Source organism: Mesorhizobium sp. M0244, from assembly GCF_040321795.1.
Taxonomy (GTDB): domain Bacteria; phylum Pseudomonadota; class Alphaproteobacteria; order Rhizobiales; family Rhizobiaceae; genus Mesorhizobium.
Map to the genome: position 1 here is coordinate 58049 of NZ_JAMYSE010000020.1, position 24197 is coordinate 82245.

General features: G+C 62.7%; 21 protein-coding genes and 1 tRNA gene. 9 read left to right on the top strand and 13 right to left on the bottom strand.

The window, feature by feature from the left end; genetic code table 11:
- The gene (locus tag NKJ08_RS15160) at positions 1-480 is read right to left on the bottom strand and encodes a TadE/TadG family type IV pilus assembly protein (RefSeq protein ID WP_352776841.1); all 480 of its coding nucleotides are present in this window, start codon (positions 478-480) and stop codon (positions 1-3) included.
- Between the two features lie 384 nt (positions 481-864).
- On the opposite strand from NKJ08_RS15160, the gene NKJ08_RS15165 reads away from it, so the two are divergent.
- The 4 genes from NKJ08_RS15165 to NKJ08_RS15180 all read left to right on the top strand — a co-directional run bounded on the left by NKJ08_RS15165 (position 865) and on the right by NKJ08_RS15180 (position 6278).
- Complete coding sequence (locus tag NKJ08_RS15165) at positions 865-2457, top strand: peptide ABC transporter substrate-binding protein (RefSeq protein WP_352525603.1); 1593 nt, start codon at positions 865-867, stop codon at positions 2455-2457.
- Between the two features lie 165 nt (positions 2458-2622).
- Positions 2623-3546: an ABC transporter permease subunit gene (locus tag NKJ08_RS15170; protein ID WP_352525605.1), complete on the top strand. Its 924-nt coding sequence runs from the start codon at positions 2623-2625 to the stop codon at positions 3544-3546.
- Positions 3539-4657, top strand: a complete 1119-nt coding sequence (locus NKJ08_RS15175) for an ABC transporter permease (RefSeq protein ID WP_352525606.1) — start codon at positions 3539-3541, stop codon at positions 4655-4657. Before NKJ08_RS15170 ends, NKJ08_RS15175 begins: the two co-directional genes overlap by 8 nt.
- A gap of 1 nt (position 4658) precedes the next feature.
- The gene (locus NKJ08_RS15180; protein WP_352782209.1) at positions 4659-6278 is read left to right on the top strand and encodes an ABC transporter ATP-binding protein; all 1620 of its coding nucleotides are present in this window, start codon (positions 4659-4661) and stop codon (positions 6276-6278) included.
- A gap of 314 nt (positions 6279-6592) precedes the next feature.
- Here the strand turns inward: NKJ08_RS15180 and NKJ08_RS15185 are convergent, their stop codons facing one another.
- The 3 genes from NKJ08_RS15185 to NKJ08_RS15195 form a co-directional block, all read right to left on the bottom strand.
- The gene (locus NKJ08_RS15185) at positions 6593-7579 is read right to left on the bottom strand and encodes a site-specific integrase (RefSeq protein ID WP_352525608.1); all 987 of its coding nucleotides are present in this window, start codon (positions 7577-7579) and stop codon (positions 6593-6595) included.
- Positions 7580-7777: 198 nt separating this feature from the next.
- A complete protein-coding gene (locus tag NKJ08_RS15190) occupies positions 7778-7939 on the bottom strand; it encodes a hypothetical protein (protein ID WP_352525609.1) in 162 nt (53 codons plus the stop codon).
- A gap of 164 nt (positions 7940-8103) precedes the next feature.
- Positions 8104-8180, bottom strand: a tRNA-Pro gene (locus NKJ08_RS15195).
- A gap of 207 nt (positions 8181-8387) precedes the next feature.
- On the opposite strand from NKJ08_RS15195, the gene NKJ08_RS15200 reads away from it, so the two are divergent.
- Positions 8388-9902 (top strand): phosphomannomutase/phosphoglucomutase, encoded by a 1515-nt coding sequence (locus NKJ08_RS15200; protein ID WP_502900667.1) that lies wholly within the window; start codon positions 8388-8390, stop codon positions 9900-9902.
- Between the two features lie 17 nt (positions 9903-9919).
- Positions 9920-12190: an AGE family epimerase/isomerase gene (locus NKJ08_RS15205; RefSeq protein WP_352525612.1), complete on the top strand. Its 2271-nt coding sequence runs from the start codon at positions 9920-9922 to the stop codon at positions 12188-12190.
- Here NKJ08_RS15205 and betB read toward each other — a convergent pair.
- The 6 genes from betB to NKJ08_RS15235 are packed head-to-tail and all read right to left on the bottom strand — an operon-like array spanning position 12154 to position 18663.
- Positions 12154-13617: a betaine-aldehyde dehydrogenase gene (gene betB, locus NKJ08_RS15210; protein ID WP_352525613.1), complete on the bottom strand. Its 1464-nt coding sequence runs from the start codon at positions 13615-13617 to the stop codon at positions 12154-12156. The two genes, NKJ08_RS15205 and betB, sit on opposite strands and share 37 nt — an antisense overlap.
- A 59-nt stretch (positions 13618-13676) precedes the next feature.
- Entirely contained in the window at positions 13677-15329 is a 1653-nt protein-coding gene (gene betA / locus NKJ08_RS15215; RefSeq protein WP_352525614.1) for a choline dehydrogenase, read from the bottom strand.
- On the bottom strand, positions 15322-16323 hold the full coding sequence (locus tag NKJ08_RS15220) for a threonine/serine dehydratase family protein (RefSeq protein WP_502896002.1): 1002 nt from the start codon (positions 16321-16323) through the stop codon (positions 15322-15324). The genes betA and NKJ08_RS15220 overlap by 8 nt, the downstream gene beginning before the upstream one ends.
- Entirely contained in the window at positions 16323-17852 is a 1530-nt protein-coding gene (gene betC / locus NKJ08_RS15225; protein ID WP_352782212.1) for a choline-sulfatase, read from the bottom strand. The genes NKJ08_RS15220 and betC overlap by 1 nt, the downstream gene beginning before the upstream one ends.
- Positions 17849-18439, bottom strand: coding sequence for a choline-binding transcriptional repressor BetI (betI, locus tag NKJ08_RS15230; protein ID WP_352525617.1), 591 nt, complete (start codon positions 18437-18439; stop codon positions 17849-17851). The genes betC and betI overlap by 4 nt, the downstream gene beginning before the upstream one ends.
- A gap of 44 nt (positions 18440-18483) precedes the next feature.
- Positions 18484-18663: a hypothetical protein gene (locus NKJ08_RS15235; RefSeq protein WP_352525618.1), complete on the bottom strand. Its 180-nt coding sequence runs from the start codon at positions 18661-18663 to the stop codon at positions 18484-18486.
- Between NKJ08_RS15235 and NKJ08_RS15240 the strand changes: the two genes are divergently transcribed.
- Positions 18662-19828 (top strand): acetyl-CoA acetyltransferase, encoded by a 1167-nt coding sequence (locus NKJ08_RS15240; RefSeq protein ID WP_352525619.1) that lies wholly within the window; start codon positions 18662-18664, stop codon positions 19826-19828. The two genes, NKJ08_RS15235 and NKJ08_RS15240, sit on opposite strands and share 2 nt — an antisense overlap.
- Before the next feature lie 28 nt (positions 19829-19856).
- A complete protein-coding gene (locus NKJ08_RS15245; protein WP_352782215.1) occupies positions 19857-20861 on the top strand; it encodes an asparaginase in 1005 nt (334 codons plus the stop codon).
- On the opposite strand, the gene NKJ08_RS15250 is transcribed toward NKJ08_RS15245, so the two are convergent.
- Together NKJ08_RS15250 and NKJ08_RS15255 are read right to left on the bottom strand one after the other, a co-directional pair.
- Positions 20854-22230 (bottom strand): TIGR03808 family TAT-translocated repetitive protein, encoded by a 1377-nt coding sequence (locus tag NKJ08_RS15250; protein ID WP_352782217.1) that lies wholly within the window; start codon positions 22228-22230, stop codon positions 20854-20856. The two genes, NKJ08_RS15245 and NKJ08_RS15250, sit on opposite strands and share 8 nt — an antisense overlap.
- Before the next feature lie 152 nt (positions 22231-22382).
- Complete coding sequence (locus NKJ08_RS15255) at positions 22383-23078, bottom strand: TetR/AcrR family transcriptional regulator (RefSeq protein ID WP_352782219.1); 696 nt, start codon at positions 23076-23078, stop codon at positions 22383-22385.
- 50 nt (positions 23079-23128) lie between these two features.
- Here NKJ08_RS15255 and NKJ08_RS15260 point away from each other — a divergent pair, with 50 nt between their 5' ends.
- Positions 23129-24007, top strand: coding sequence for a class I SAM-dependent methyltransferase (locus tag NKJ08_RS15260; RefSeq protein ID WP_352782221.1), 879 nt, complete (start codon positions 23129-23131; stop codon positions 24005-24007).
- 5 nt (positions 24008-24012) lie between these two features.
- Here NKJ08_RS15260 and NKJ08_RS15265 read toward each other — a convergent pair.
- Positions 24013-24197, bottom strand: a 185-nt coding sequence (locus tag NKJ08_RS15265) for a hypothetical protein (RefSeq protein ID WP_352782223.1), incomplete at its 5' end; no start/stop codon positions are given.

A 24197-nucleotide genomic window follows, 5' to 3' on the forward strand; every position in this document is an offset into this window, starting at 1 on the left:
TCAAATGCCTCCAATCCTGATGGTCGACCTGCGTGAGATCGTGGTTTGCGGCATGGCAAGGCTTGGCAACAGGCTCCAGATCGGCAGGTTGCTGGCATCGTACTGGATCGACACGACGAACTGATTTCCATCGGCCGTGCTGTCCGTGGCCTGATAGGTCAGCTTGCCGGCATCGACGAAGGGGTATCCACTGGCGTTGTTTTTGACGAAACCCGCCACCAGCGCTTGGCGCTCGGTCTGGTTCAATCCGGCAATTGCAGTGCGGGCGGCATCGGCGGCGATTTGCTGCAAGGAGTTGCTTGCACCAAAATAGATACCATATGCAACCATTCCGAGTACCAGCAGGATGAAGATCGGCGAAAGCAGGGCGAATTCGACCGCGGAAGTTCCGGATTCGTCTCTGATTTCGCGTAGATTTGCCCTTATTTGAGGTGCTATCTTACGCTTCAACGCGACAGTTTTACTGTCTATCTTGTTCATTGCCCTTGCCCACTGGAACATAAGGTCGACGTGCAGAACCCATCGAAATTTGTAACCCTTGGTTGCCTAAGAACGGATTAAGACATTCCGGCAAACTGAAGTGATCGGCCAGATTATTTTCACCGAGGTGAGCGGTTCCGGTGAGGAAACCCAGCCAAGCTCATGGTTTCGATTAATGATTGGCCGGTTGCAAAGCGACTGTCCCGGCGCCTTACTTTGGGTTACCCCGAGAGTCTGTTGAAATAAAAAATCTCCACGTTACTGTTTGGCCACCAGCTACCGGAAAGGGAACCGGCTGCGCGCTCGAAAGGAACCAACCAATCGGTTTCGGGGCGTCAACACTTAGAGACGTGGCTGAAGGGCGACGTCATTAGGGAGAACTCCATGCTGAAACATATGCTGAAGGCGACGGTATTCGCCACGACCATGGTCTTGGCCGCCGGTGCGTTCTACACGCCGGCTTTCGCCGAAGTCGTCTATAACAGAGGCACCGCCGCCGAATCGGAGTCGGTCGACCCGCACAAGACCTCGACGGTCTATGAAGCCAACGTCTTGCGTGACCTGTTCCAGGGGCTGACCATGCAAGATCAGAAGGCCAACCTCATTCCGGGCGCAGCCGAGAGCTGGACGGTATCGGACGACGGCACCGTCTACACCTTCAAGCTGCGCAAGGATGGGCTCTGGTCGGACGGCAGCCCGGTGACCGCCAATGACTTCGTCTATGCTTTCCAGCGGCTTGAAGACCCAGCCACCGGCGCCGAATACGCTTCGATGCTCTATCCGGTGAAGAATGCCGAAGAGGTCAACACCAAGAAGGCCAAGCCGGAGGAGATGGGCGTCAAGGCGATCGACGCAAATACGCTGGAAGTGACGCTGAAGGCGCCGACGCCGTATTTCCTGGAGATGCTGACCCACCAGGCGACCTATCCGGTCAACAAGGCTTCCATCGAAAAGCTCGGCGCCGACTGGATCAAGCCTGGCAATTTGGTTTCCAACGGCGCTTACACGCTGGCCGAGTGGGTTCCCAACGATCACATGAAATTGGTCAAGAATTCAAAATTCTGGGACGCTGCAAACGTCAAGATCGATGTCGTCAACTACATCCCGACCGAAGATCGCTCGTCGGCGATGAAGCGCTTCGAGGCCGGTGAACTCGACAGCTATGACGATCTCCCGACTGAACAGCTCGCCGACCTCAAGACCAAATTTGGCGATCAGATCCACGTCGGGCCATACCTCGGCACCTACTACTATGCGATCAAGACCGACAAGGCGCCGTGGGATAATGTCGAGCTACGCACCGCCATCTCGATGGCGATAGATCGCGATTTCATCGCCGAAAAGGTCTGGCAGAATTCGATGCTGCCCGGCTATTCGATGGTGCCTCCGGGGATCGAGGGCTACACGCCGGCAATGGCTAAATACGCCGACATGTCGCAGATCGACCGCGAGGACGCTGCCAAGAAGATCCTCGAGAAACTCGGCTATACGCCTGAGCATCCGCTGAAAATGCAGATCCGCTACAACACTTCGGAGAACCACAAGAACACAGCGGTCGCCATTCAGGAACAGCTGAAGCCGCTTGGCGTCGAGATCACACTCCTCAATACCGACACCAAGACCCACTACTCCTTCCTCGAGCAGAAGGGCGACTATGACGTGGCGCGCGCTGCCTGGATCGCCGACTACAAGGATCCCGAAACCTTCCTCGGCATCTCCCGCAAGGCCAGCGGCAACAACTATTCGGTCTACAACAGCCCGCAATACGAAGCGGCGATGGACAAGGCGGCCGCCGCCGGCGGCAAGCCGGAAGAGCGGATGAAGGAACTCGCTGAAGCCGAGCGCATCCTCATCGACGAGGTCGGCAATATTCCGATCCTCTACTATAGCTATCACGACATTGTTTCGTCGAAGCTTCACGGCTTCGTCGACAATGTGATGGACGTGCATCCGTCCCGCTTCATCTCCAAGGATTGATCCTTGGCCAAACCGCCGCCTCGTTCGGGGCAGCGGTTCTGGTTGCCGGCGTATGACCACGAAAGTCAGAATCGAGTTTCGCTGGCGATCATGCGCAAATCAAAGTGCTGTGGCGTCTTTGCCTGTCCAAAAGGACGCGCGGCACGATAGGCAAGCGGGGCACCGATGCTGCGTTACGTATTCCGGCGGCTTCTGACCGCCATTCCGACGCTGTTCGTCATCGTGACCATGGCGTTCTTCCTGATACGCGTCGCGCCGGGCGGCCCGTTCAACCAGGAGCGGGGCCTGAGCCCCGAGATCAGGGCCAATCTCGAAGCTCAGTTCGGCCTCAACGATCCGCTCTGGTTGCAGTACGTCCACTATCTCGGCAATCTTCTGCGCGGCAATTTCGGCCCCAGCTACAACATGCCGGATTTCACCGTCGGCGAGTTGTTCAAGGAGGGCCTGCCGATCTCAATCCAGCTCGGCGCTTCGGCGCTCATTCTGGCGCTGCTCCTCGGCAGCGTGCTCGGCACTGTTGCCGCGCTCAACCAGAACAAGCTTGCCGACTATTCGGTGATCGCGCTGGCGACCGCCGGCAGCACCATTCCGACCTTCGTCATCGCCCCGGTAATCCAGCTTGTATTCGGATTGACCTGGAAGCTCCTGCCGATCGGTGGCTGGGGCGATGGAGCCCTTATCAACAAGATCGGCCCGGTACTGACGCTCGCTCTGCCGCAGATCGCCATCGTTGCCCGCCTGATGCGCGGCTCGATGATCGAATCGCTGCAATCGCATCACATCCGCACCGCGCGCGCTCTCGGCCTGTCCGGCTGGTCAGTCGTCGTCAAGCATGCGCTGCGCGGCGCCATCCTCCCGATCGTCTCCTTCACCGGTCCGGCAGCTGCAGCCCTTCTCACAGGCTCGATCATCGTCGAGACCATCTTCTCTATCCCGGGCATCGGCCGCCATTTTGTCGTTGCCGCGCTCAACCGCGACTACACACTGGTGATGGGGACGGTGGTGGTCATCGCGCTCTTCACCATTGTCTTCAACCTGATCGTCGACGTCCTCTATGGGGTCGTCGATCCGAGGGTGCGCTATGACTGATATCGCAGTTGCCGCACCGGTCGTCGGCCGATCTCTGTGGGGTGACGCCTGGGCGCGCCTCAAGGCCAATCGCGCGGCCATGTTCAGTCTCTATTATCTTGCTTTCATTGCCCTCATCAGCGTGTTCGGTCCCTGGTTCGTGCCGCATCAATACACAACCATCTATGCCGACTATGTCCGCACGCCGCCGAGCTTCTCCGCCTATCCGAAGATCGACATGATCGAAGGCGCTCTCGATGAGGCGATCAGGCGCATGCGCGTCGACATCAAGGATTGGCGGCAGGAAGGCGATCGTATCTTCGTCACCGTCAGGTCGTCCAAGCCGATCGACGACCGCAACATCCGCTACCTTGATCGTTCCGATACCTTCGACGGCACAAAGATCGAGAGCAAATCGCCGGATGGTCTCGAAATGGTGATGAGTGCATCGATCAAGCAGCAATATTTCCTGTTTGGCACCGACAACACCGGCCGAGATCTGTTGTCGCGAACGCTGATGGCCGGGCGCATATCGCTGGCCATCGGCCTGCTTGCCGGCGTTGTGGCCGTGGTCATCGGCGTGCTCTACGGCGCCACTGCCGGCCTTGCCGGCGGCAGGGTCGACGAGGTGATGATGCGTATCGTCGACGTGCTCTATTCTTTGCCGTTCATCTTCTTCGTCATCATGCTGGTGGTGTTTTTCGGCAGGAACTTCGTGCTGATGTTCCTGGCCGTCGGCGCGGTGCTGTGGCTCGACATGGCGCGCATCGTGCGCGGACAGGCGCTGTCGATCCGCAGGCAGGAATATGTCCAGGCGGCGGAGGCGATGGGCGTCGGCCAGCGCGGCATTCTGCTGCGCCACGTCATCCCCAATTTGCTCGGGCCGGTGGTGATCTACATGACGCTGCTGGTGCCGCAAGTCATCATCCTAGAGAGTTTTTTGTCGTTCCTCGGGCTTGGCGTCCAGGAGCCGATGACCAGCTGGGGCGTGCTGATCTCGGTCGGCGCCCAGAACATCGGCTCGGCCAACTGGTTGCTTTTGTTTCCGGCCTTCTTTCTCGTCTCGACGTTGTTCGCGTTGAATTTCGTCGGCGACGGGCTGCGCGACGCGCTCGACCCCAGGGATCGTTGAGATGGCTGCTTCCGAAACGATCCTCAGCGTCAAGGACCTTCGCGTCCGCTTCCGCACCCTCGACGGCGCGGTGGAGGCGGTGAAGGGCATCAACATCCACGTCAAATCAGGCGAGAGCGTTGCCGTCGTCGGCGAATCCGGCTCAGGCAAGAGCCAGACCATGATGGCGGCGATGAGCCTGCTGGCCTCGAACGGCGAGGCCACCGGGACCGTCGACTACCGCGGCCGCAACCTTTTGACGCTGAGCAAGCCCGAGCTCAACAAGATCCGCGGCCGCAAGATCAGCATGATCTTCCAGGAGCCAATGACTTCGCTCGACCCGCTCTATTCGATAGGCAACCAGCTGATCGAGCCGATCCGCAAGCATCGTGGACTTGGCGCCACCGAGGCACGAGAAGAGGCACTCAAACTTTTGCGGCTGGTCCATATTCCCGATCCGGAGCGGCGGATGAAATCCTACCCGCACGAGATGTCGGGCGGTCAGCGCCAGCGCGTCATGATCGCCATGGCGCTGGCCAACGACCCCGACATATTGATTGCCGACGAGCCGACGACGGCGCTCGACGTGACCATCCAGGCGCAGATCCTCATGCTGCTCGCCGAATTGCAACGCAAGCTCGGCATGGCGATCGTCTTCATCACCCACGATCTCGGCATTGTCAGGCGCTTTGCTGACCGGGTCTATGTGATGCGTTACGGCGAGGTGGTCGAGGAGGGCGAGGCGGAAGCGATCTTCGCCAACCCGCAGCACGCCTACACCAAGATGCTGCTCGCCGCCGAGCCGACCGGCACCAAGGCGCCGCCGCCTCCGAATGCCCCCATCCTGCTCGAAGGCAGGAACGTCGAAGTGACCTTCAAGATCGGCGGCGGCTTTCTTGGCGGAGAACCGCTGATATTGCGCGCCGTCGATCGCGTTTCGATCCGGCTGAAGCGCAACCAGACCATCGGCATCGTCGGCGAATCCGGTTCGGGAAAGTCGACGCTCGGCCGCGCCTTGCTGCGGCTCCTGCCCAGCGACGGCATCATCCGGCTTGGCGACCGCGACATCTCCCACGCCGACCGCCAGGCGATGCGGCCGCTGCGGCGCGAATTGCAGCTGGTCTTCCAGGACCCGTTCGGCTCGCTGTCGCCGCGCATGACCGTCGGCCAGATCATCACCGAAGGGCTACTGGTCCACGAGCCCAATTTGTCGGGCAGGCAGCGTGATCTCCGCGCGGTAGAGGCCTTGCTCGAAGTCGGGCTCGACTCCAACACGCGCAACCGCTATCCGCACGAATTCTCCGGTGGTCAGCGGCAGCGCATCGCCATTGCGCGTGCCATGATCCTGAAGCCGAAAGTGGTGGTGCTGGACGAGCCGACCTCGGCGCTGGACCGCTCCGTGCAGAAGCAGATCGTCGAATTGCTGCGCAAGCTGCAGGCCGACCACGAGCTGTCCTATCTGTTCATCAGCCATGACCTCGCCGTCGTGCGCGCCATGGCCGACTACATCATTGTCATGAAGCAGGGCAAGATCGTTGAAGAGGGGCCGGCCGAGGCGATCTTCAGCAATCCGCAAGCCACCTACACCCAGACGCTGATGGCCGCGGCTATCGACGTGACGCGGTTTCGCCTGAGCGCATAGCGCGATTGGTCAGAACTACAGCGGATGGGGGTTGTTTCGGGAACAAAAACAGCTAAGCCGCTGTTTTTTCTGGTCGGAGTGGCAGGATTTCAGCCTGCGTTCCCAGCGGCCAAACGAGTGTTGCTCACCGGCCGTTCAATAGTATCAGTCACTTACACGCGTCGTCTCACCCTTTTTTCCGGTTCACACTGAGCGAAAAACAGTGTTTTCGGGCGCTTTCTGGGCGAAAGGTTCGGCGCTACGCTTTGGAAATCGGGATGGCGACCATAGGTCTTTTCCAACTGCTTGACGGTCGTGCCAACATTGTCGGCGACCTACCAGATGTCGACGCCGCGCTGCATCAGCCAGGCGATGTAGGTGTAGCGAAGTACATCCGGGACGACATCGTCGCCCAGCCCGGCTGCCACGCGGCAGGTGCGGAACGCCTTCTCAATTCGCTTGATAGGTTCGCCGAGGCTGCCATGGACGACCGGCCCGTGATCCCGATCAATATGCTTCCATCGGCGCATATGGGCAATCAGCCGTGGCGGCAGCTGCTCCAGCAGCCGCCGTTTCTTGCTCTCTCTTGCGCGATGGAATTTGCGATGGAGCACGCCGCGCTGAAGGTCTGGCCAGCTTCCGCTGATCTCGGCATTCCAATTGAGCTGCAGGATCGAACGATGCCGGCCGCCGGTATAGAGGCCGATGATGACAAAGCGGCAGAGATGAGCGTACTGCCCATGCTTCCGGCGCAGCCGCAAGGCCGCGCGCAGCAGTCCCGCCGCTTCCTGGCGCGTCAGCCAGCGTTCGCGCTCTGCTGGTTTGTCTGGCAAGGTGACGGACGGCTTCGGATCGAGACCGTATTCCCTGGCATAGAAGTTGATCGCCGAGCGGAGATCCTCAAGATCGCGACGTGGGCCTGACGTAAAGTCCTTGTCCTGCCACGGCGGCAGTCTCGCACTGCGGGTCGCCATTGCGGCGGCGTTGAGTTTGACGACGCGCTCGCGCTCTACCCGGTTGCGCTCGCGCGAACGGTGCTCGACATAAGCGCGGCAGCGGTCGCTATTGATGCTGGCGACCGGTTCGGTGCCGAAGAATTCGTTCAGAAAACGGATCCTGGCGAGAAATTCCTTGCGACCGGCAATCTTGGCCTGGCGCGCATCGACATAGGCGGCGAGGATGTCACAGACTGTCAGGCTACGGGCGTCGGTCCGGCAGACCGGCGGCTGGTATTTGCCGGCGATGGCAGGCCCGAGTGGGGTGCGCAGCATACCTGCACCGCTGGACACCGCTCCCTTGCTGGCGTGATGACGGGTCGTCACGATGGCCCCTTTTTCTCGCTGTGAACTGGTTCGTCTTGCGGCCGGGGATGAATAAAAGAGGCAGGAACACCGGTTTTGCAACAAGCAAACTGGGCGATGGTGCGGCGACGTGCAGAGACTTGCGAGATGCGGTGCAGGAGTCGCACCGGCTTGGCTATCCCTCCGGCAAAGAGTTTGGCGAGTTCGGGGAGGGGTGACTCACTGCCGCACCGATATGATGGCCACGGGCCATCCCATGTTGCGCTTGCAGCTGAGGTGTTGATCCCCATGCCGGCCTTCGCGGGGCGATTTGGCATTCCGAAGCGGATTGAGGATTCCGATGCCTTGGAAATCCCTCCCGTTGTCGGTGACGACGAGCATCCGCTCGCCTCGGCAATGGCCGCGATCCGAGCCACTGCGGGCAACCCCTTGGCCTCTCCTCGGCCAAACCTTCCTTCTGGTCGAATGCAAGGCGGCGACTTGCAAAGAGAGCCTGTAGGCTCTCCGGGCCGTGAACCATGTCTCCGGGTCGGACATGTTTTTTCTGGTCGGAGTGGCAGGATTTGAACCTGCGACCCCATCGTCCCGAACGATGTGCGCTACCAGGCTGCGCTACACTCCGTGACCAGACCGCGGGCTTATAGCCGCCGCGTTTGGTTCCTGCAAGCGCCAATGGCAGCGCTTCCGTCGCATTTCTTTCGCTTTCGCCGCAACGTCATACAGGTTTCAGTTTCCTGTCGCACAAACACAGCTTAAAGGCTTCCTGGCAGGTAACCGTCCACTTGCCTCGAAACATTGATTCAGCCGCTTGGAGTTCGCAGTCTTGTCGATGAAGATCGTTAGCCATGCCAGACCAAACACATTCGAGTTCGAAACCTCGGCGTTGATCAAGCCGTCCGGGTTTCGCGAATATGATGCACGCTGGTGGTTCGGCCATCCGGGCTCGAACGAGCCGCCGGAACTCAATCTGATCGGCGTCCAGGCGCTCGGCATGGGGCTCGGCACGCTGATCCGGCGCCTGGGTGCCGGACCCGACATCGTCACCGGCCATGATTTCCGCGCCTATTCGCTTGCCATCAAGCTGGCGCTGGTTTCCGGGCTGATGGCCGCCGGCGCGCGGGTCAAGGATGTCGGGCTGGCCTTGTCGCCGATGGCCTATTTCGCCCAGTTCGCGCTCGACACGCCGTCCGTCGCCATGGTCACCGCCTCGCATAACGAGAATGGCTGGACCGGCGTCAAGATGGGCGCGGCGCGTCCGCTGACCTTCGGTCCCGAGGAGATGAGCGCGCTGAAGGCGATCGTGCTGTCAGGCGATTTCGACCTTGTCGGTGGCGGCTCCTACGCCTTTGTTCCCGATTTCCGCAAAACCTACCTTGACGATCTGACCAACGGAAAACGCATATCGAGAAAGCTCAAGGTGGTGGCTGCCTGCGGCAACGGAACCGCCGGCGCTTTCGCCCCCGAAGCGCTGGCGCGGATCGGCTGCGAGGTGATCCCGCTCGACGTCGAGCTCGATCATACGTTTCCCAATTACAATCCCAACCCCGAAGACATGCAGATGCTGCACGCCATTCGCGACAAGGTGCTGGAAACGGGCGCCGATGTCGGGCTCGGTTTCGACGGCGATGGCGACCGTTGCGGCGTGGTCGACAATGAAGGCAACGAGATCTTCGCCGACAAGGTCGGCGTCATGCTCGCGCGCGACATCTCGCACCTCTATCCCGGCTCGACTTTCGTCGTCGACGTCAAGTCGACCGGATTGTTCATGACCGATAAGGTGCTGCGGGAAAATGGCGCGGTCACCGACTATTGGAAGACCGGACACTCCTATATCAAGCGGCGCGTCGCCGAACTCGGCGCCGCCGCCGGTTTTGAGAAATCGGGCCACTTCTTTTTCAATCCTCCGATCGGCCGCGGCTATGACGATGGCCTGGTCACGGCCATCGCCATTTGCCAGATGCTGGACCGCAGCCCGCAAAGCAGCATGGCCGACCTCTACCGCGATCTGCCGCTGACCTTCGGCACGCCGACCATGTCGCCACATTGCGCCGACGAGCTCAAATACGGTGTCGTCGAGCGGGTCGCTGGCGATTTTCGCGAGATGAAGGACGAGGGCGCGGTCTTCGCCGGCCAAAAGATCGCCGAGCTGATCACCGTCAACGGCGTCAGGGTCGTGGCGGAGGATGGTACCTGGGGGCTGGTGCGGGCATCATCGAACAAGCCGGAGCTTGTGGTGGTGGTGGAGAGCCCGGTATCGTCCGAGCGGCGCCGGCAGATGTTCGAAGCCGTCGATGCGGTGCTGCGCCGCAGCCCCGAAGTCGGCGCCTACAATCAGACCTTTTGAATGCGGGGCTTGTTTTCATGACCGAACGGATCGTCAGTTTTGTGATGAGCGGCGGCGTCGGCTCGCGACTATGGCCGCTGTCGCGCGAGGACAATCCCAAGCAGTTCCATGATTTCTCGGGCGATGGTTCGATGCTGGCCAAGACGCTGCGCCGGCTGACCGCGCGGCCGGAAGGCGAAACGCCGGTTTTTCTGATTGCCTCGGAAAGGCACGCCGACCGCGTTCATGCCGATATTGCCGGCCACGAGCTTTCCGGCGGCGGCCCGTTGTTCGAGCCGACCGGACGCAACACTGCCGCGGCCGTTGCCTTGGCAAGCCTGCGCACGCTGTCGGAATTCGGCGACAGCCTGGTGCTGGTGGTGCCGTCCGACCATGAGATTGCGACCGCGCAGCAATTCTGGCGGAGCGTCGAGGCCGGCACTGCGGCGGCGCGCGAGGGCAGGCTGGTGGTGTTCGGCATCAAGCCCGCGCAACCCGAGACCGGCTATGGCTACATCGAGGTGGCCGGCGAGCGGGATGGCATCTACGACGTCTCGCGTTTCGTCGAAAAACCCGATCTCGCGACCGCGCAGAGCTATCTCGAGGCCGGCAATTTCTACTGGAACACCGGCATTTTCCTGTTTCGCGCCAGCGCCATGCGCGATGCATTCATGGCTTTCCAGCCCGATATCTGGAGCGCCACCGAGGCTGCCTACCAGGCGGCGACATCAGATCTTTCCGGCCTCTATATGCCTCTGGAGCTCTATGCCGCCATCCCGTCGACATCGATCGACTACGCGATCATGGAGCGCGCCAGCGGCATTGCCATGGTGCCGGCCGGCTTTCGCTGGAACGATCTCGGTTCCTGGCAGTCGCTGCTCGACGTCGGGCCCTCCGACACGCAGGGCAACGTCATCGTCGGCGACGTCGTCGCCATCGACTGCGAGAACTCCTATATCCGCAGCGACGGCCGCCTGCTGTCGGCCATCGGGATGAAGGACGTCGCCATCGTGTCGACCGCCGACGCCACTTTCGTGGCTCCGGTCAGCCACAGCCAGAACGTCAAGAAGATCGTCGAACAGCTCGAAAAGAGCGGCCGCCTGGAAACCAGGTTCACGCCCGCCGACGATCGCGTCATCGAAAGCGGCGCCTGGCAGCGCCGCGTGCACCACTGGCTGTTCGAGGAGACGGTGCCGCTGTGGTCGACTGTCGGCGTTGACGAACGCCATGGCGGGTTCCACGAAGCGCTCGGCTTCGACGCCACCCCGCTGATGAAACCCAAGCGCATGCGCACGCAGGCCAGGCAGATCTACGCCTTCGCCGTCGCCAAGGCGCGTGGCTGGAACGGCCCGGCCGATCGGTTGATCAGCCACGGCATCGAATTCATGGCGAGGAACGGCCGCACCGACAATGGCGGCTGGGTGCGCACGCTCAACATCGACGGCACCGTCGCCGACGCTGCGGAGGATGCCTACGACCATTCCTGCGTGCTTCTGGCGCTGGCGCATGCCCATATGTGCGGCAATCCGGACGCATTGCGGCTTGGCGAGGAAACCTTTGCGTTCCTCGACGCGCATCTCGAGGACCAACGCCTGACCGGTTTTCTCGAGACCTCGAGCGGCGAGGGCGAGCGCCGCTCCAACCCGCACATGCATCTGCTCGAGGCGTTCCTGGCCTGGCATCAGGCGACGGGCGAGCGCGCCCATCTCCGCCGCGCCGCGCGCATCGTCGATCTGTTCCGCAGCCATTTCTTCGATCCTGAGAGCTGGACGCTTGGCGAGTATTTCGACCATGAATGGCGGCCGGCTCCCGGCGAGAAAGGCACCTGGACGGAACCAGGCCATCATTTCGAATGGGCCTCGCTGCTGGTCGACTTCGCCGGCCGCAGCGGCCAGAGCGGCTTGACCGGCCTCGCCAGGAAACTCTACGCGTCGGCGATCGCCAATGGCCTCAACCGCGCCACCGGCCTCGCCTACGGCGCCGTCTCGCGGCAAGGCCTGCCGCTCGACCGCGTCTCGCGCAGCTGGCCGCAGGCCGAAGCGATCAAGGCGGCGATCGCGCTGGACGGTTCGGGCGGTCCCGACCTGAAGCCGGAGATCGAGGCTCGGGTCGGCCGGTTGTTCCGCTGGCACATCAATCCGGCACCGCTCGGCCTGTGGATCGACCGCATCGACGAGCGTGGCCGTTCGCTGGCAAACGAGGTGCCGGCCAGCATCTTCTACCATCTGGTCTGCGCGCTGACGCAATATCTGGACGGCACGGCCCGCAAGGATCAGTACGGGCTGGCGACGTCCCCGGTCTCGACATAGACCGACTTCAGCTGTGAATAGAGTGCCAGTGCCGCCAGCGAATTCTCGCGGCCGATGCCGGACTGCTTGAAGCCGCCAAAGGGGATCTCGACCGGCGTCAGATTGTAGGCATTGATCCAGCAGGTGCCGGCCTGCAGCTCGGCGATGACGCGGTGGGCGCGCTGCAGGTCGCGCGTGAACACGCCGGCAGCGAGGCCGAATTCGGTGTCGTTGGCGCGCTCGACCACCTCGTCCTCGCCGTCGAATTTCAGCACGCTCATCACCGGCCCGAAAATCTCCTCGCGGGCGATGCGCATCGTGTCGGTGACACCTGTGAACACAGTCGGCTCGACGAAGAAACCGCCCTGGAAGCCCTGCAGCGAAGGCACGTTGCCGCCGCAGGCGAGCACGGCACCATCCTGCCTGCCGGCCTCGATGTAGGAGACGACCTTGTCGTGCTGCGCCTTCGAGACCAGCGGCCCCATCTGCGTTTCCTGGTCGAGCGGATCGCCGATACGGATCTTCTTGGTCCGCTCGGTCAGCCTTTCGACGAAACGGTCATGGATGCTGCTCTGCACGAAGACCCGCGTGCCGTTGGAGCAGATCTGGCCGGTCGAATAGAAATTGCCGAGCATGGCGCCGCCGATGGCATTTTCGAGATCGGCATCGTCGAAGACGATCAGCGGCGACTTGCCGCCAAGCTCCATCGTCGCGTTCTTCATCTTCGAGCCGGCGAGCGACAGCACCTTGCGGCCGGTCGGCACCGAGCCAGTCACCGAGACCTTGGCGACGACATCGTGGCCGACAAGGCCGGCGCCGACATCGCCAAAACCTTGCACGACGTTGAACAGCCCATCGGGCAGGCCGGCCTCGGTGTAGATTTCAGCGAGCGCCAGTGCTGAAAGTGGCGTGTTCTCCGACGGCTTGAACACCATGGCATTGCCCATCGCGAGGGCCGGTGCGGATTTCCAGCCGGCGATCTGGATCGGGTAGTTCCAGGCGCCGATGCCGACGCAGACGCCGAGCGCCTCGCGCCTGGTATAGGCAAAGGGACCGCCGAGATCGACGGCCTCGCCATTAAAGGCGGCGACCGCACCGCCGAAATATTCGAGGCAATCGGCGGCCGACGGGGCGTCTGCGACCAGTGTTTCCTGGATCGGCTTGCCGGTGTCGAGGGTCTCGATGCGCGCCAAATCGGCATTGCGGGCGCGCAAAATGTCGGCGGCGCGGCGCAGGATACGGCCGCGTTCGACCGGCTTCAGCCGCGCCCAGGCGGGTTGTGCCGCACGCGCGGCCTCGATAGCGAGCTCCAGCACGTTCGGTGTCGCCGAGCGCAGCATGGCGATGGTCTCGCCGGTCGCCGGATAGATGACCGGCAGCGGCGCGCCGCGCTCGTCCTCGATATAGCGGCCGTTGACATAGTGCGATGCCGTTGGCTGGGCGCGCATGGCTGTTCTCCAAATCGTCTATCGCGGCATGCGGGAATATGCGTCCGCCGGATCATGGCCTATCTGTCCGACGCCTGCCAGCGCGGATTGATCCATGGTTCCTGGTTGGAGGGCGCCAGCGGCGAGCGTCCGAGAATGTGGTCGGCGGCCTTCTCGCCGGTCATGATCGACGGCGCGTTGAGATTGCCATTGGTGACGCGCGGGAAGATCGAGGAATCGGCGACCCGCAGCCCGTCGACGCCGATGACGCGGCATTCCGGGTCGACGACGCTCATCGCATCGTCGGCACGGCCCATCTTGCAGGTGCCGCAAGGGTGATACGCGCTTTCGGCGTGGTCGCGGATGAAGGCGTCGAGCTCGTCATCCGATTGCAAATGTGAACCCGGCGACAGCTCCTTGCCGCGGTAAGGATCGAAGGCCGCTTGCCCGAAGATCTCACGGGTCAGCCGGATGCAGTGGCGGAACTCCGTCCAGTCGTCCGGATGCGACATGTAGTTGAAGCGGATCACCGGCTTCGATTTGGGATCGGGCGAGCGCAGCGTGACCGAACCGCGCGACTTCGACCGCATCGGCCCGACATGCGCCTGGAAGCCATGCGCCTTCGCCGCCGCCTTGCCATCATAGCGGACCGCCGCCGGGATGAAGTGATACTGGATGTCGGGATAGTCGACGCCGGCGCGCGAGCGCACGAAGGCGGCCGCCTCGAAATGATTGGTAGCGCCGAGGCCGGACTTGAAGAACAGCCACTGCGCCCCGATCAATGCCTTCGAGAACGGGTTCAGCACCGAGTTCAGGGTGATCGGCTTTGTCGATTCCTGCTGAATGTAGAGCTCCATATGGTCCTGCAAATTGCGGCCGACGCCGGGCCGGTCGGCGATCACCGGAATGCCGTTCTCTCTGAGGTGCTGGCCGGGGCCGATGCCGGACAGCATCAGGATTTTGGGCGAATTGATCGAGGACGCGGCAACGATCACCTCACGCCGGGCTCTGACCACCTGAACCTGTTTGCGCGTTTCGATCTCGACGCCGATGGCGCGTTGATTCTCGATGATCACCCGTCGGGCGAAGCCCTTGACCAGGCTGACATTTTTCCGCCTGAGTGCCGGCCTGAGATAGGCGCTCGCCGCCGACCAGCGACGCCCGCCGCGAATGGTCTGCTCCATCGGCCCAAAGCCTTCCTGCTTCGCGCCGTTGTAATCATCGGTCAGCTCGAAACCGGCCTGACGGCCTGCCTCGACAAAGACGCCGTAGAGCGGATTGGTCCGCGAGCCGCGCTGTACGGTCAGCGGGCCGCCGTGGCCGCGCCAGCCATTCTCGCCGCCATTGCTGTCCTCCATGCGCTTGAAATAGGGGAGCACGTCGGCAAAGCCCCAGCCGGCCGCGCCCTGTTCGGCCCAATGGTCAAAATCGCGGGCGTGGCCGCGCACATAGACCATGCCGTTGATTGAGGATGAGCCGCCGATGACCTTGCCGCGCGGCGTCGCCAGCACGCGGCCGCCGAGATGCGGCTCCGGTTCGCTGGCAAAGCCCCAGTCGTAGAGGCTCATATTGAGCGGTATCGATAGCGCCGATGGCATCTGGATCAGCGGCCCGATATCGCTGCCGCCATATTCGATGACGATCACCGAATGCTTGCCGTCCTCCGACAGCCGGTAGGCCATGGCCGAACCGGCCGAGCCGGAGCCGATGATGACGAAATCCGCTTCAAACATGGGTCATGTGCGCCATGAAATCGGCGAGCGAGACGTTGCCGCCAGTTGCGATCACGAGAACGGTCTTGCCGATTACGTCGACCTTGCCGCTGAGCAACGCCGCCAGCGAGGCAGCGCCGGATGGCTCAAGCACCAGCTTCATCCGCTCGAAGGCGATGCGCATCGCCCGCCGCACCGACACATCGTCGACAGTTATGCCGCGAACGCCGGCGGCCTTCACCGCTGCGAACGGCGCGTCGCCGGGCCGCCGCGACATCAGCCCGTCGCAGATCGATTTCGGCCCGGCCGGCATCGTCTCGATGGCGCCATGCGCCAGCGACGCGCCCATGCCGTTGAAACCTTCCGGCTCGACGCCGATGATCTCGGTCGCCGGCGATAGATAGTGGAAGGCCAGCGAAACCCCACCGATCAGCCCGCCGCCGCCGACCGAGCAGAACAACAGATCGGACTCCGCTCCCATTGCGGCGAGCTGGTCGAGCGCTTCCAGTCCGGCGCCGGCCTGGCCGGCGACGATCTCCGGATCGTCGAACGGGTGCAGCAGCGCCAGGTTCTCGCTCTCGGCGATCTCGCGCGCCTTGGCAGCGGCGACCTCCTCACGCGCGCGCTCGCCATGGTCGGTCAGCACGACGCGCGCGCCATAGCCTGATGTGGCGTCGCGCTTGGCGGCAGGTACGTCGATCGGCATGACGATGGTGACGGGAATGCCGAGCGCTTGGCCGGCGGCCGCCAGCCCTTGCGCGAAATTGCCGGAGGAATAGGCGACGACGCCCTTTTTGGCTTCATCGGGCGACAGTCGCTTCAGCCGCCAATAGGCGCCGCGCACCTTGAACGAGCCGGCCCATTGCAGCGATTCCGGCTTGACGAAGACCCGGGCAGCGCCGGTCTCGCCGGCGAGTGCCGCCGATTCCAGCAGCGGCGTGATCTGCGTCGCCTTGGAGGTGACGGCATAGGCCTGCCTGAGATGGTCGAGCGACGGGACGAGACTGTCGGCCATCATTCGCCTCGCGGAAAGCGCTTCTGCTCTTCGAGCAGGTCGAGGTTCATGTGGTTGCGCATGTAGCGTTCCGACGCCTTCTGCAGCGGCTGGAATTCCCAGGGATAATGGGTGCCGTTGCGCAGCGCCGGGTAGACCACCCAGCGGCGGGCTTGGCTTGCACGCACCGCGGCATCGAACGCCGCCATGTCCCAGCGCGCCCGCACCTTGTCGGTGAAAGCGCTCACCAAAGCCGCATTGGCCGGATCGACGGCGAGATTGGTCAATTCCCGCGGATCCGATTCCAGATCAAACAGTTGCGGCGGATCGATCTCGCAATGGATGAATTTGTAGCGACCCTCGCGCATCGCCGCCATCGGCGCGTTGGAGCCTTCGGCGGCATATTCCATCAGCACCGGCGCGGAGCGTTTCTTTCCGTTCAGCAGCGGCAGCAACGACTGGCCGTCGGTCCACGGCGCAATCGCACTGATGTCGATGCCGGCGAGGCCGCAAAGCGTCGGCGTCACGTCGAGGTTGGAGACCGGCGTGTCGATCAGGCCGGCGGCGATGCCGTTGCCGGCGATCATCAGCGGCACCCGCGCCGAACCTTCGAAGAAGCACATCTTGAACCACAGACCGCGCTCGCCGAGCATGTCGCCGTGATCCGAGCAGAACAGGATGATCGTATCGTCGAGCATGTGCGTGTGGTCGAGCACCGACAGCAATTCGCCGAGCTTGTCGTCGAGATAGGAGATGTTGGCGAAGTAGCCGCGCCGCGCGCGGCGGACCTGCTCCGCCGTGATCTCAAAGCTGTCATAGTCGCTGGCGCGGTAGAGCCGCTGCGAATGCGGATCCTGCCTGTCGTAGGGAATAAAGCCGATCTCGGGCTCGAGCGCCGGGCAATCCTCGTAGAGATCCCAGTAGCGCCGCCGCGCGACGTACGGGTCGTGCGGGTGGGTGAAGGAAACCGTCAGGCACCAGGGCCGGCGCGCCACATCGTCGGAGACGCGGGCGAAATCGTAGAGCTTTTGCACCGCGTGGAAGGCGACCTCGTCGTCATATTCCAGCTGGTTGGTGATCTCGGCGACGCCGGCGCCGCTCACTGAACCCAGATTGTGATACCACCAGTCGATTCGCTCGCCGGGCTTGCGATAGTCCGGCGTCCAGGCGAAATCGGCCGGATAGATGTCGGTGGTCAGCCGTTCCTCGAAGCCGTGCAACTGGTCCGGACCGACGAAATGCATCTTGCCGGAGAGGCAGGTGTGATAACCGGCGGCGCGCAGATGATGCGCAAAGGTCGGGATCGAGGACGCGAATTCGGCGGCGTTGTCATAGACCCCGGTGCGTGACGGCAATTGGCCGCTCATGAATGCGGCCCGGCCCGGCGCGCAGAGCGGCGATGCGGTGTAATTGTTGCAAAAACGCGCCGAACGCGCGGCGAGCGCCTTCAGATGCGGTGCGTGCAGGAAGTCCGCCGGCCCGTCTGGAAACAGCGTTCCGTTGAGCTGATCGACCATGACGATCAGGATGTTGGGTCGCTTGGATGTCACTGCTGCTGCCGTCCGCTGAGTTTAGTTTCGAGATAGTCCTCGACCAGTGCGATCGCGGTCGCGGCATCGGGAACGCCGTCCTTCAGCGCGCGCCTGATAAAGAGCCCGTCGATCAGCGCCGCCGTCGCTTCGGCAACCCGGTCGGCCTCGCTTCTCGGCAGGATGCCGCTCAGCCCACTGAGCAGATTGGAATGCAGCCGCCGCGCATAGACCTTGAGCAGCCGGCGAAGTGCTGCCGACTTCTGCGCCTCGACATAGAAGGCGAGCCAGGCGGCGATCGTTTCCGGCCGGAACTGGATATCAGAGAAATTGACCGCGACCACTGCCGAGACGCGCTGGCGCGCCGTGCCGGCCGCGCGAAGCGCGCGGCGCGTATCGGCGGTGAGCTCGCTCAGGATGTGCCGCATCGTCGCCAATAGCAATTCGTCCTTGGCGCCGAAATAATGGTGGGCAAGCGCCGAGGACACGCCGGCGCGCCCGGCGATTTCCGACATCGTCACATCAAGCGAACCACGCTCGCCGATCGCCGAGATCGTTGCGTCAATGAGCGCCCTGCGGCGCAACGGCTCCATTCCGAGTTTCGGCATACTTGCTCCGGCCTGTTGTGACGAGATTATTTTTTATTGACGCATCAATCAACAAAAAATTCAGCCTGATTTGCTGGCAAAAGCCAGACATTATGACCAGATATCAAGATCAAGCGATTGTGCGGTTCTGGCCCCTTCACGAAGTCGGAGGAACGGTTCATGGTTGAACAATGCCGAGCCGCTGCGACATCGCGTAGCCGGGCCTGCAGGATGGAGATCGCCATGACAGCATGCATCGTCGGTTGGGCGCATTCGCGCTTCGGCAAACTCGAAGGCGAGACGCTGGAGGGCCTGATCACCAAGGTGGCAGTCGAGGCGCTTGATCATGCCGGCATCGGTCCAGATGAGGTCGACGAGATCGTGCTCGGCCACTTCAACGCTGGGTTTTCCGCCCAGGATTTCACCGCGAGCCTGGTTCTCCAGGCCGACGACCGGCTGCGCTTCAAACCGGCGACCCGCGTCGAGAACGCCTGCGCCACCGGCTCGGCGGCAGTCAGGCAAGGCATCCGCGCCATCGACGCCAATGCCGCCCGTATCGTGCTGGTGGTCGGCGCCGAGCAGATGACGACGACGCCTGGTCCGGAGATCGGCAAGAACCTGCTCAAGGCCTCGTATCTGCCGGAGGACGGCGAAACGCCGGCAGGCTTCGCCGGCGTCTTCGGCAAGATCGCCCAAGCCTATTTCCAGCGCTACGGCGACCAGTCGGACGCGCTGGCGATGATCGCCGCCAAGAACCACAAGAACGGCGTCGACAACCCCTATGCGCAAATGCGCAAGGATTTCGGCTACGAGTTCTGCCGCCAGGAAAGCGAAAAAAACCCCTTCGTCGCCGGCCCGCTGAAGCGCACCGACTGCTCGCTGGTGTCGGACGGCGCCGCCGCCCTTGTCCTCGCCGACACGGCGACGGCGCTGAAAATGCGCCGCGCCGTCGCGTTCCGCGCCAACGAGCATGTGCAGGATTTCCTGCCGATGTCGAAGCGCGACATCCTCGCCTTCGAAGGCTGCGAGCAGGCCTGGAACCAGGCGCTGAAGAAAGCGGGCGTGACGCTCGGCGACCTGTCCTTCGTCGAGACGCACGACTGTTTCACCATCGCCGAACTGATCGAGTATGAGGCGATGGGCCTGGCCAAGCCGGGCGAGGGCGCCAAGCTGGCCTTGGATGGCGAGACGGCGAAGGACGGAAGGCTGCCGGTCAATCCGTCCGGCGGGCTGAAGGCCAAGGGCCATCCGATCGGCGCCACCGGCGTATCGATGCATGTGCTGAGCGCCATGCAACTTGTCGGCGAGGCCGGCGGCATCCAGGTGCCGGGAGCAAAGCTCGGCGGCGTCTTCAACATGGGCGGCGCGGCGGTCGCCAACTACGTTTCCATTCTCGACCGGATCAGATAAAAGCGGCCCCGCATTTCACGGGGAATTCATGACAAATCCGGTTCTGGTCGAAGTTTTGCGCGGCGCGATCATCGAGAGCGCCCATCGTGGCGCTGTTGCCGTCTTCGACGCCGACGGCAAGCCCGTCTGGGAGATCGGCGACACGGCACACCCGGTGTTCCCGCGTTCGGCGGTCAAGGCGATTCAGGCGTTGCCGCTGGTCGAGAGCGGTGCCGCCGATTCCTACGGCTTCGGCGACCGGGAACTGGCGCTGGCCTGCGCCTCGCATTCCGGCGAGCCGGCGCATGTCGAGCTGGCGCGCGCCATGTTGGCGAAAGCCGGCCTCGACGACACCGCGCTCGAATGCGGCGCGCATTGGCCGTCGAACCACGGGGCGACGCTGGCGCTCGCGCGCGCCGGCCGTGCGCCGAACGCCTTGCACAATAATTGTTCCGGCAAGCACTCGGGCTTTCTCTGCACCTGCGTTCACAGCGGCATCGCTCATCGCGGCTACGTTAAGGCGGACCATGCCTCGCAGGAGATGGTGCGCGACGCGATGCAGGCAGTGACCGGCGCCGCCCATGACGCCGATCACCGTGGCACCGACGGCTGCTCGATCCCGACCTATGCCGTGCCTCTCCGCAGTTTCGCGCTTGGCTTTGCCCGCATGGCGACGGGCGCCGGCTTCGAGCCGGTGCGCGCCCGGGCGGCCAAGCGGCTGCTTTCCGCCTGCATGGCCGAGCCGTTTTTCGTCGCCGGTACGGGCAGGGCGGATGTCGCGCTGATGGCGGCCGCCTCCGGCCGGATTTTCGCCAAGGGAGGGGCCGAGGGCGTCCATTGTGCCGCCCTTCCGGAGCTTGGCCTTGGCATCGCGCTGAAATGCGATGATGGCGCTGGCCGTGCCGCCGAAGTGGTGGTCGCGGCCGTGCTGGCAAAGCTTTTGCACGCGGACCAGGCGCTGGCGGCAAAGCTGATCGAACAAGCAAATCCGCCCATCGAAAGCCGGATCGGCGCCAAAGTAGGCGCGCTCCGGCCCACCGCCGCACTCAACTGACGTGGTTGCGCTCGACGGTCAGATGCGCATAGCCGGCATTGCCTGAGGCGGCGAGGTCGCCGGTCACCGGCTCGGCCCAGCGCTGGCCGATGATCGCGCCCTTATGGACCCCGTCGATGACATTGTCCGAAATGATTGCCGTCCCGGCACCTTCGACCACGGTGACGACGATGCCGGTTCCGGCTTTGCGGATGATATTTCCCGTCGCGATCACGTTGCGCATGAATGGTCCCCAGCCGATCTGCATGCCGTAGAGCGGCGCATTCTCGACGACATTGGCGGAAACGGTGGTGTCCGCCTCGACGCTGATGCCGACGCCGAAACCGGGCGCGTCGGCAGGGTAGGGACCGCTGGTCGCCAGGTTGCGGACGATGTTGCCGGAGCACACGCCCATGCGGCCGCCTTCGTTGAAATTGACGATCGAAATACCATTGGCGGCGCCATCGACGATGTTGTTGCTGATGACGGCGCCTTCAAACGAGAATTCGGAATACACGGCCGTCTCGCCCGAACGCGAGCAGGTGTTGCCGGTGATCTGCAAATTGCTGGAACTGTTGGCGCGGATCGCCGAGAACGCGCAATCCGAGACAATATTACCGGAGATGATGACATTGCCGGCGCGGAACGCATTGATGCCGTTGCCGTTCTGGTCGGTTCCGCCACTGCGCGCCTGGATGCGCTCGATCCGGTTGCCGCTGACGATGGTGCCGTCTTCGTCCGCCTGCCAGCGGTGCACGAGAATGCCACCATTGGCGCAGTCGGAGACGCTATTGCCTGATATTTCCAGGCCATTGGCCTCGACCGAATAGATGCCGGCGTCGGCTGCGCGGGAAATCTCCGAGCGCTCGATGCGGCCCGAGGCGTGCTCGAGCGCCAGGCCGTTCTTGCCGCTGCCGGTAAGCTGGCAATTGTCGACGACCAGATGGGCGATGCGGCGCAGATCGAGCAGGCCTTGCGTGTAGTCGCCCATCCAGCGATTGCTGCCGTCGAACACCAGCCCGCTGAGTTCGACATGCTCGGCCTGTTCCGACATGATGAGATGGCCATTGCCGCCATAGACGATCCGCGATGCGCCCGGCACGCCGGAAAGGCGCACGCGGCCGGGCAGCGACAGGTTGGAAACAATATAGGTCCCCGGTGGCAGGAACACCGGCATGTCGCGGTCGTGCGCATCGCGCAGCAGCTTGGCGAAAGCCTTGCTCTGGTCGTCAAGCGCGCCGGGCCGGACGCCGAGCTCGGTTGCGTTGATCGCCCCGCGCATCGCGGCTTTCTCGATGCCGGGCAGGTTTTTCGCCGCTGCTTTGCCGAGCGAAAGCCCCATGACCGCAAAGCCGGCGGTCTGCGCAAGCAGCGTTCTTCTGTTCAACATCGGCACAGATCCATTGCGTTCAACGGTCACGCGGCAGGATTCGTGCCAGACTAGCCCGGTCGAACTCGTGGTGAAAACCTGAAGCTTGCTCGCCAAGACGGAATATCGCTTGCGCCCTTCTGTGGGCGATCAAACGAAGCCCCTTTTGGCCTCTATTCGATCCTCGTCGGTTCAGCGAACACCGCATTTATCCCGTTGAAGGCAAGTTGCCGGAATGTCTGGTCGATCTCCGTGGGGGACAGCTTCGTATCCCTCTCAAGCCACCAGTGCATCACTTCAAAGAACGCGCCAACGATGAAGCGTGTGGCGATCTCAAGTCTGGCTCCGCCGTCATCACCTTGGATATTCGCCAATTCGTGGCGAACCTGCTTGCTTATCCAGCCACGGATCTCTTCTGGCATTTCGCGCTTTTTCCCGCCCATCAGCGCACGGTGCATCTCCCGCGTGGCATGAGCATGCTTGAACACCGGACCGCTGAAGGAAAAACCCTTGGCATTTCTCTGCGAATGGCGTTCGGCACCGCGTGCCTGCAAGCCCTTCATATGCTCGTCGATCGTTGCTTTCCTCAAGCAGTCCTTGTCGGGATAGTGCGTATAGAAAGTCGAGCGGCCGACATCGGCGTCCCTGCAGATGTCCTCGACCGTGACCGCCGTATACCCCTTCTCGGCGGTCAGTCTGAAAAGCGCCTGCTGCAGTCGGCTGCGGGTCCTGGCGACCCGACGGTCGATCGATCCGGCTGGCATCGGCAACATCCTTTTCCGGTCATAGGACACCAAACCGTCCAGTATTGGGCGGGCCGGTGCGATCTGGCCAGTAAAACTGATACTGGACACACTGTCCAGTATCATATGCTGTTGCGAAAGGCCCAGCGCGGGGCCGGCTGGCAGGAGATAAAGCAATGCACCAACGGCTTTTTGGAACAATAGTTGGCGGGCATGCGCTAGTCGCGCTCGTCAAAGTGGCCGTGGTGCTTGCGGCATTTTTCTCGTTGGGACAGGCAAATGCGGTCTTTTCCTTGGGAATTCCCATCCTTCTGCTTCATGCTGGTGTACTCGTCGTGATCGCAAGCCTATTGATTTGGCAAAGCGCTCACAGGCGGCTGTCCGCCAAGGTCCGCAGACCGGCCGCCGCAGACGAGAAGGCGCCGCATGTCGGCATCACCCTTCATTCCGCCGCCCTATACGACACGCTCGCGTGGCTTCTGACTTTCGGCCGCGAACGTACTTTTCGCGAAAGGATACTAAGCTTTGCCAAGCTGAAACCGGGAGAAGTGGTCCTGGATGTCGGGTGCGGCACCGGCACCACCGCGCTCCTCGCCAGACAGAAGGTGGGGCCGGAGGGGCGTGTGAACGGCGTCGACGCCTCCGCCGAAATGGTTGCGCGCGCAGCGGCAAAGGCCCGGCGAGCCGGGTTACAAGTCGGGTTCTCGACCGCCACCGCTCAGGAACTGCCTTTCAAGGATGGGGAATTCGATGTCGTCCTCAGCACGCTGATGTTCCACCATCTTCCAAAGAAAGGCCGCGAGGAATTCGGCAGAGAAGCCTTCCGCGTCCTGAAGCCGGGCGGTCGTGTGCTTATCGTCGATTTTGCAAAACCGCCACGCCAGAGGAGCACCTTTCGGCTCCACCGGCATGGTTACGTCGATTTGGACAAAGTTGCAGCGGATCTCGGCCGGCACGGCTTCAATACCGTTGAGCGAGGCGACGTCGGAACCAAGGGGCTCCGTTATCTAATAGCGCAACCGGACCTTAGCCTTGCGGCCCTCGGCGCGCGATAGGTATGTCAAGTTGGGGCATTCGCATGGTCCGCTTTCCACCGATTGTGTTGAAGAAGTCGGTGATTAAGCCAGGCGTTCTTTTCGCCGCGACGAGCTGCGATTGGGTCGAGGCGGCCTCCTTGCCCTAAGTGGCTGGGATTGGTGTCCGGATAGTGCAGATCTTGGCCAATTTCCTGAGGTTCTGGGCGAT

Bases quoted from the DNA above. Each gene is read 5' to 3' on its own strand.
- NKJ08_RS15160 (WP_352776841.1), bottom strand. From the start codon at position 480: ATGAACAAGATAGACAGTAAAACTGTCGCGTTGAAGCGTAAGATAGCA.
- NKJ08_RS15165 (WP_352525603.1), top strand. From the start codon at position 865: ATGCTGAAACATATGCTGAAGGCGACGGTATTCGCCACGACCATGGTC.
- NKJ08_RS15170 (WP_352525605.1), top strand. From the start codon at position 2,623: ATGCTGCGTTACGTATTCCGGCGGCTTCTGACCGCCATTCCGACGCTG.
- NKJ08_RS15175 (WP_352525606.1), top strand. From the start codon at position 3,539: ATGACTGATATCGCAGTTGCCGCACCGGTCGTCGGCCGATCTCTGTGG.
- NKJ08_RS15180 (WP_352782209.1), top strand. From the start codon at position 4,659: ATGGCTGCTTCCGAAACGATCCTCAGCGTCAAGGACCTTCGCGTCCGC.
- NKJ08_RS15190 (WP_352525609.1), bottom strand. From the start codon at position 7,939: ATGCTCGTCGTCACCGACAACGGGAGGGATTTCCAAGGCATCGGAATC.
- NKJ08_RS15200 (WP_502900667.1), top strand. From the start codon at position 8,388: ATGAAGATCGTTAGCCATGCCAGACCAAACACATTCGAGTTCGAAACC.
- NKJ08_RS15205 (WP_352525612.1), top strand. From the start codon at position 9,920: ATGACCGAACGGATCGTCAGTTTTGTGATGAGCGGCGGCGTCGGCTCG.
- betB (WP_352525613.1), bottom strand. From the start codon at position 13,617: ATGCGCGCCCAGCCAACGGCATCGCACTATGTCAACGGCCGCTATATC.
- betA (WP_352525614.1), bottom strand. From the start codon at position 15,329: ATGTTTGAAGCGGATTTCGTCATCATCGGCTCCGGCTCGGCCGGTTCG.
- NKJ08_RS15220 (WP_502896002.1), bottom strand. From the start codon at position 16,323: ATGGCCGACAGTCTCGTCCCGTCGCTCGACCATCTCAGGCAGGCCTAT.
- betI (WP_352525617.1), bottom strand. From the start codon at position 18,439: ATGCCGAAACTCGGAATGGAGCCGTTGCGCCGCAGGGCGCTCATTGAC.
- NKJ08_RS15240 (WP_352525619.1), top strand. From the start codon at position 18,662: ATGACAGCATGCATCGTCGGTTGGGCGCATTCGCGCTTCGGCAAACTC.
- NKJ08_RS15235 (WP_352525618.1), bottom strand. From the start codon at position 18,663: ATGGCGATCTCCATCCTGCAGGCCCGGCTACGCGATGTCGCAGCGGCT.
- NKJ08_RS15245 (WP_352782215.1), top strand. From the start codon at position 19,857: ATGACAAATCCGGTTCTGGTCGAAGTTTTGCGCGGCGCGATCATCGAG.
- NKJ08_RS15250 (WP_352782217.1), bottom strand. From the start codon at position 22,230: ATGTTGAACAGAAGAACGCTGCTTGCGCAGACCGCCGGCTTTGCGGTC.
- NKJ08_RS15255 (WP_352782219.1), bottom strand. From the start codon at position 23,078: ATGATACTGGACAGTGTGTCCAGTATCAGTTTTACTGGCCAGATCGCA.
- NKJ08_RS15260 (WP_352782221.1), top strand. From the start codon at position 23,129: ATGCACCAACGGCTTTTTGGAACAATAGTTGGCGGGCATGCGCTAGTC.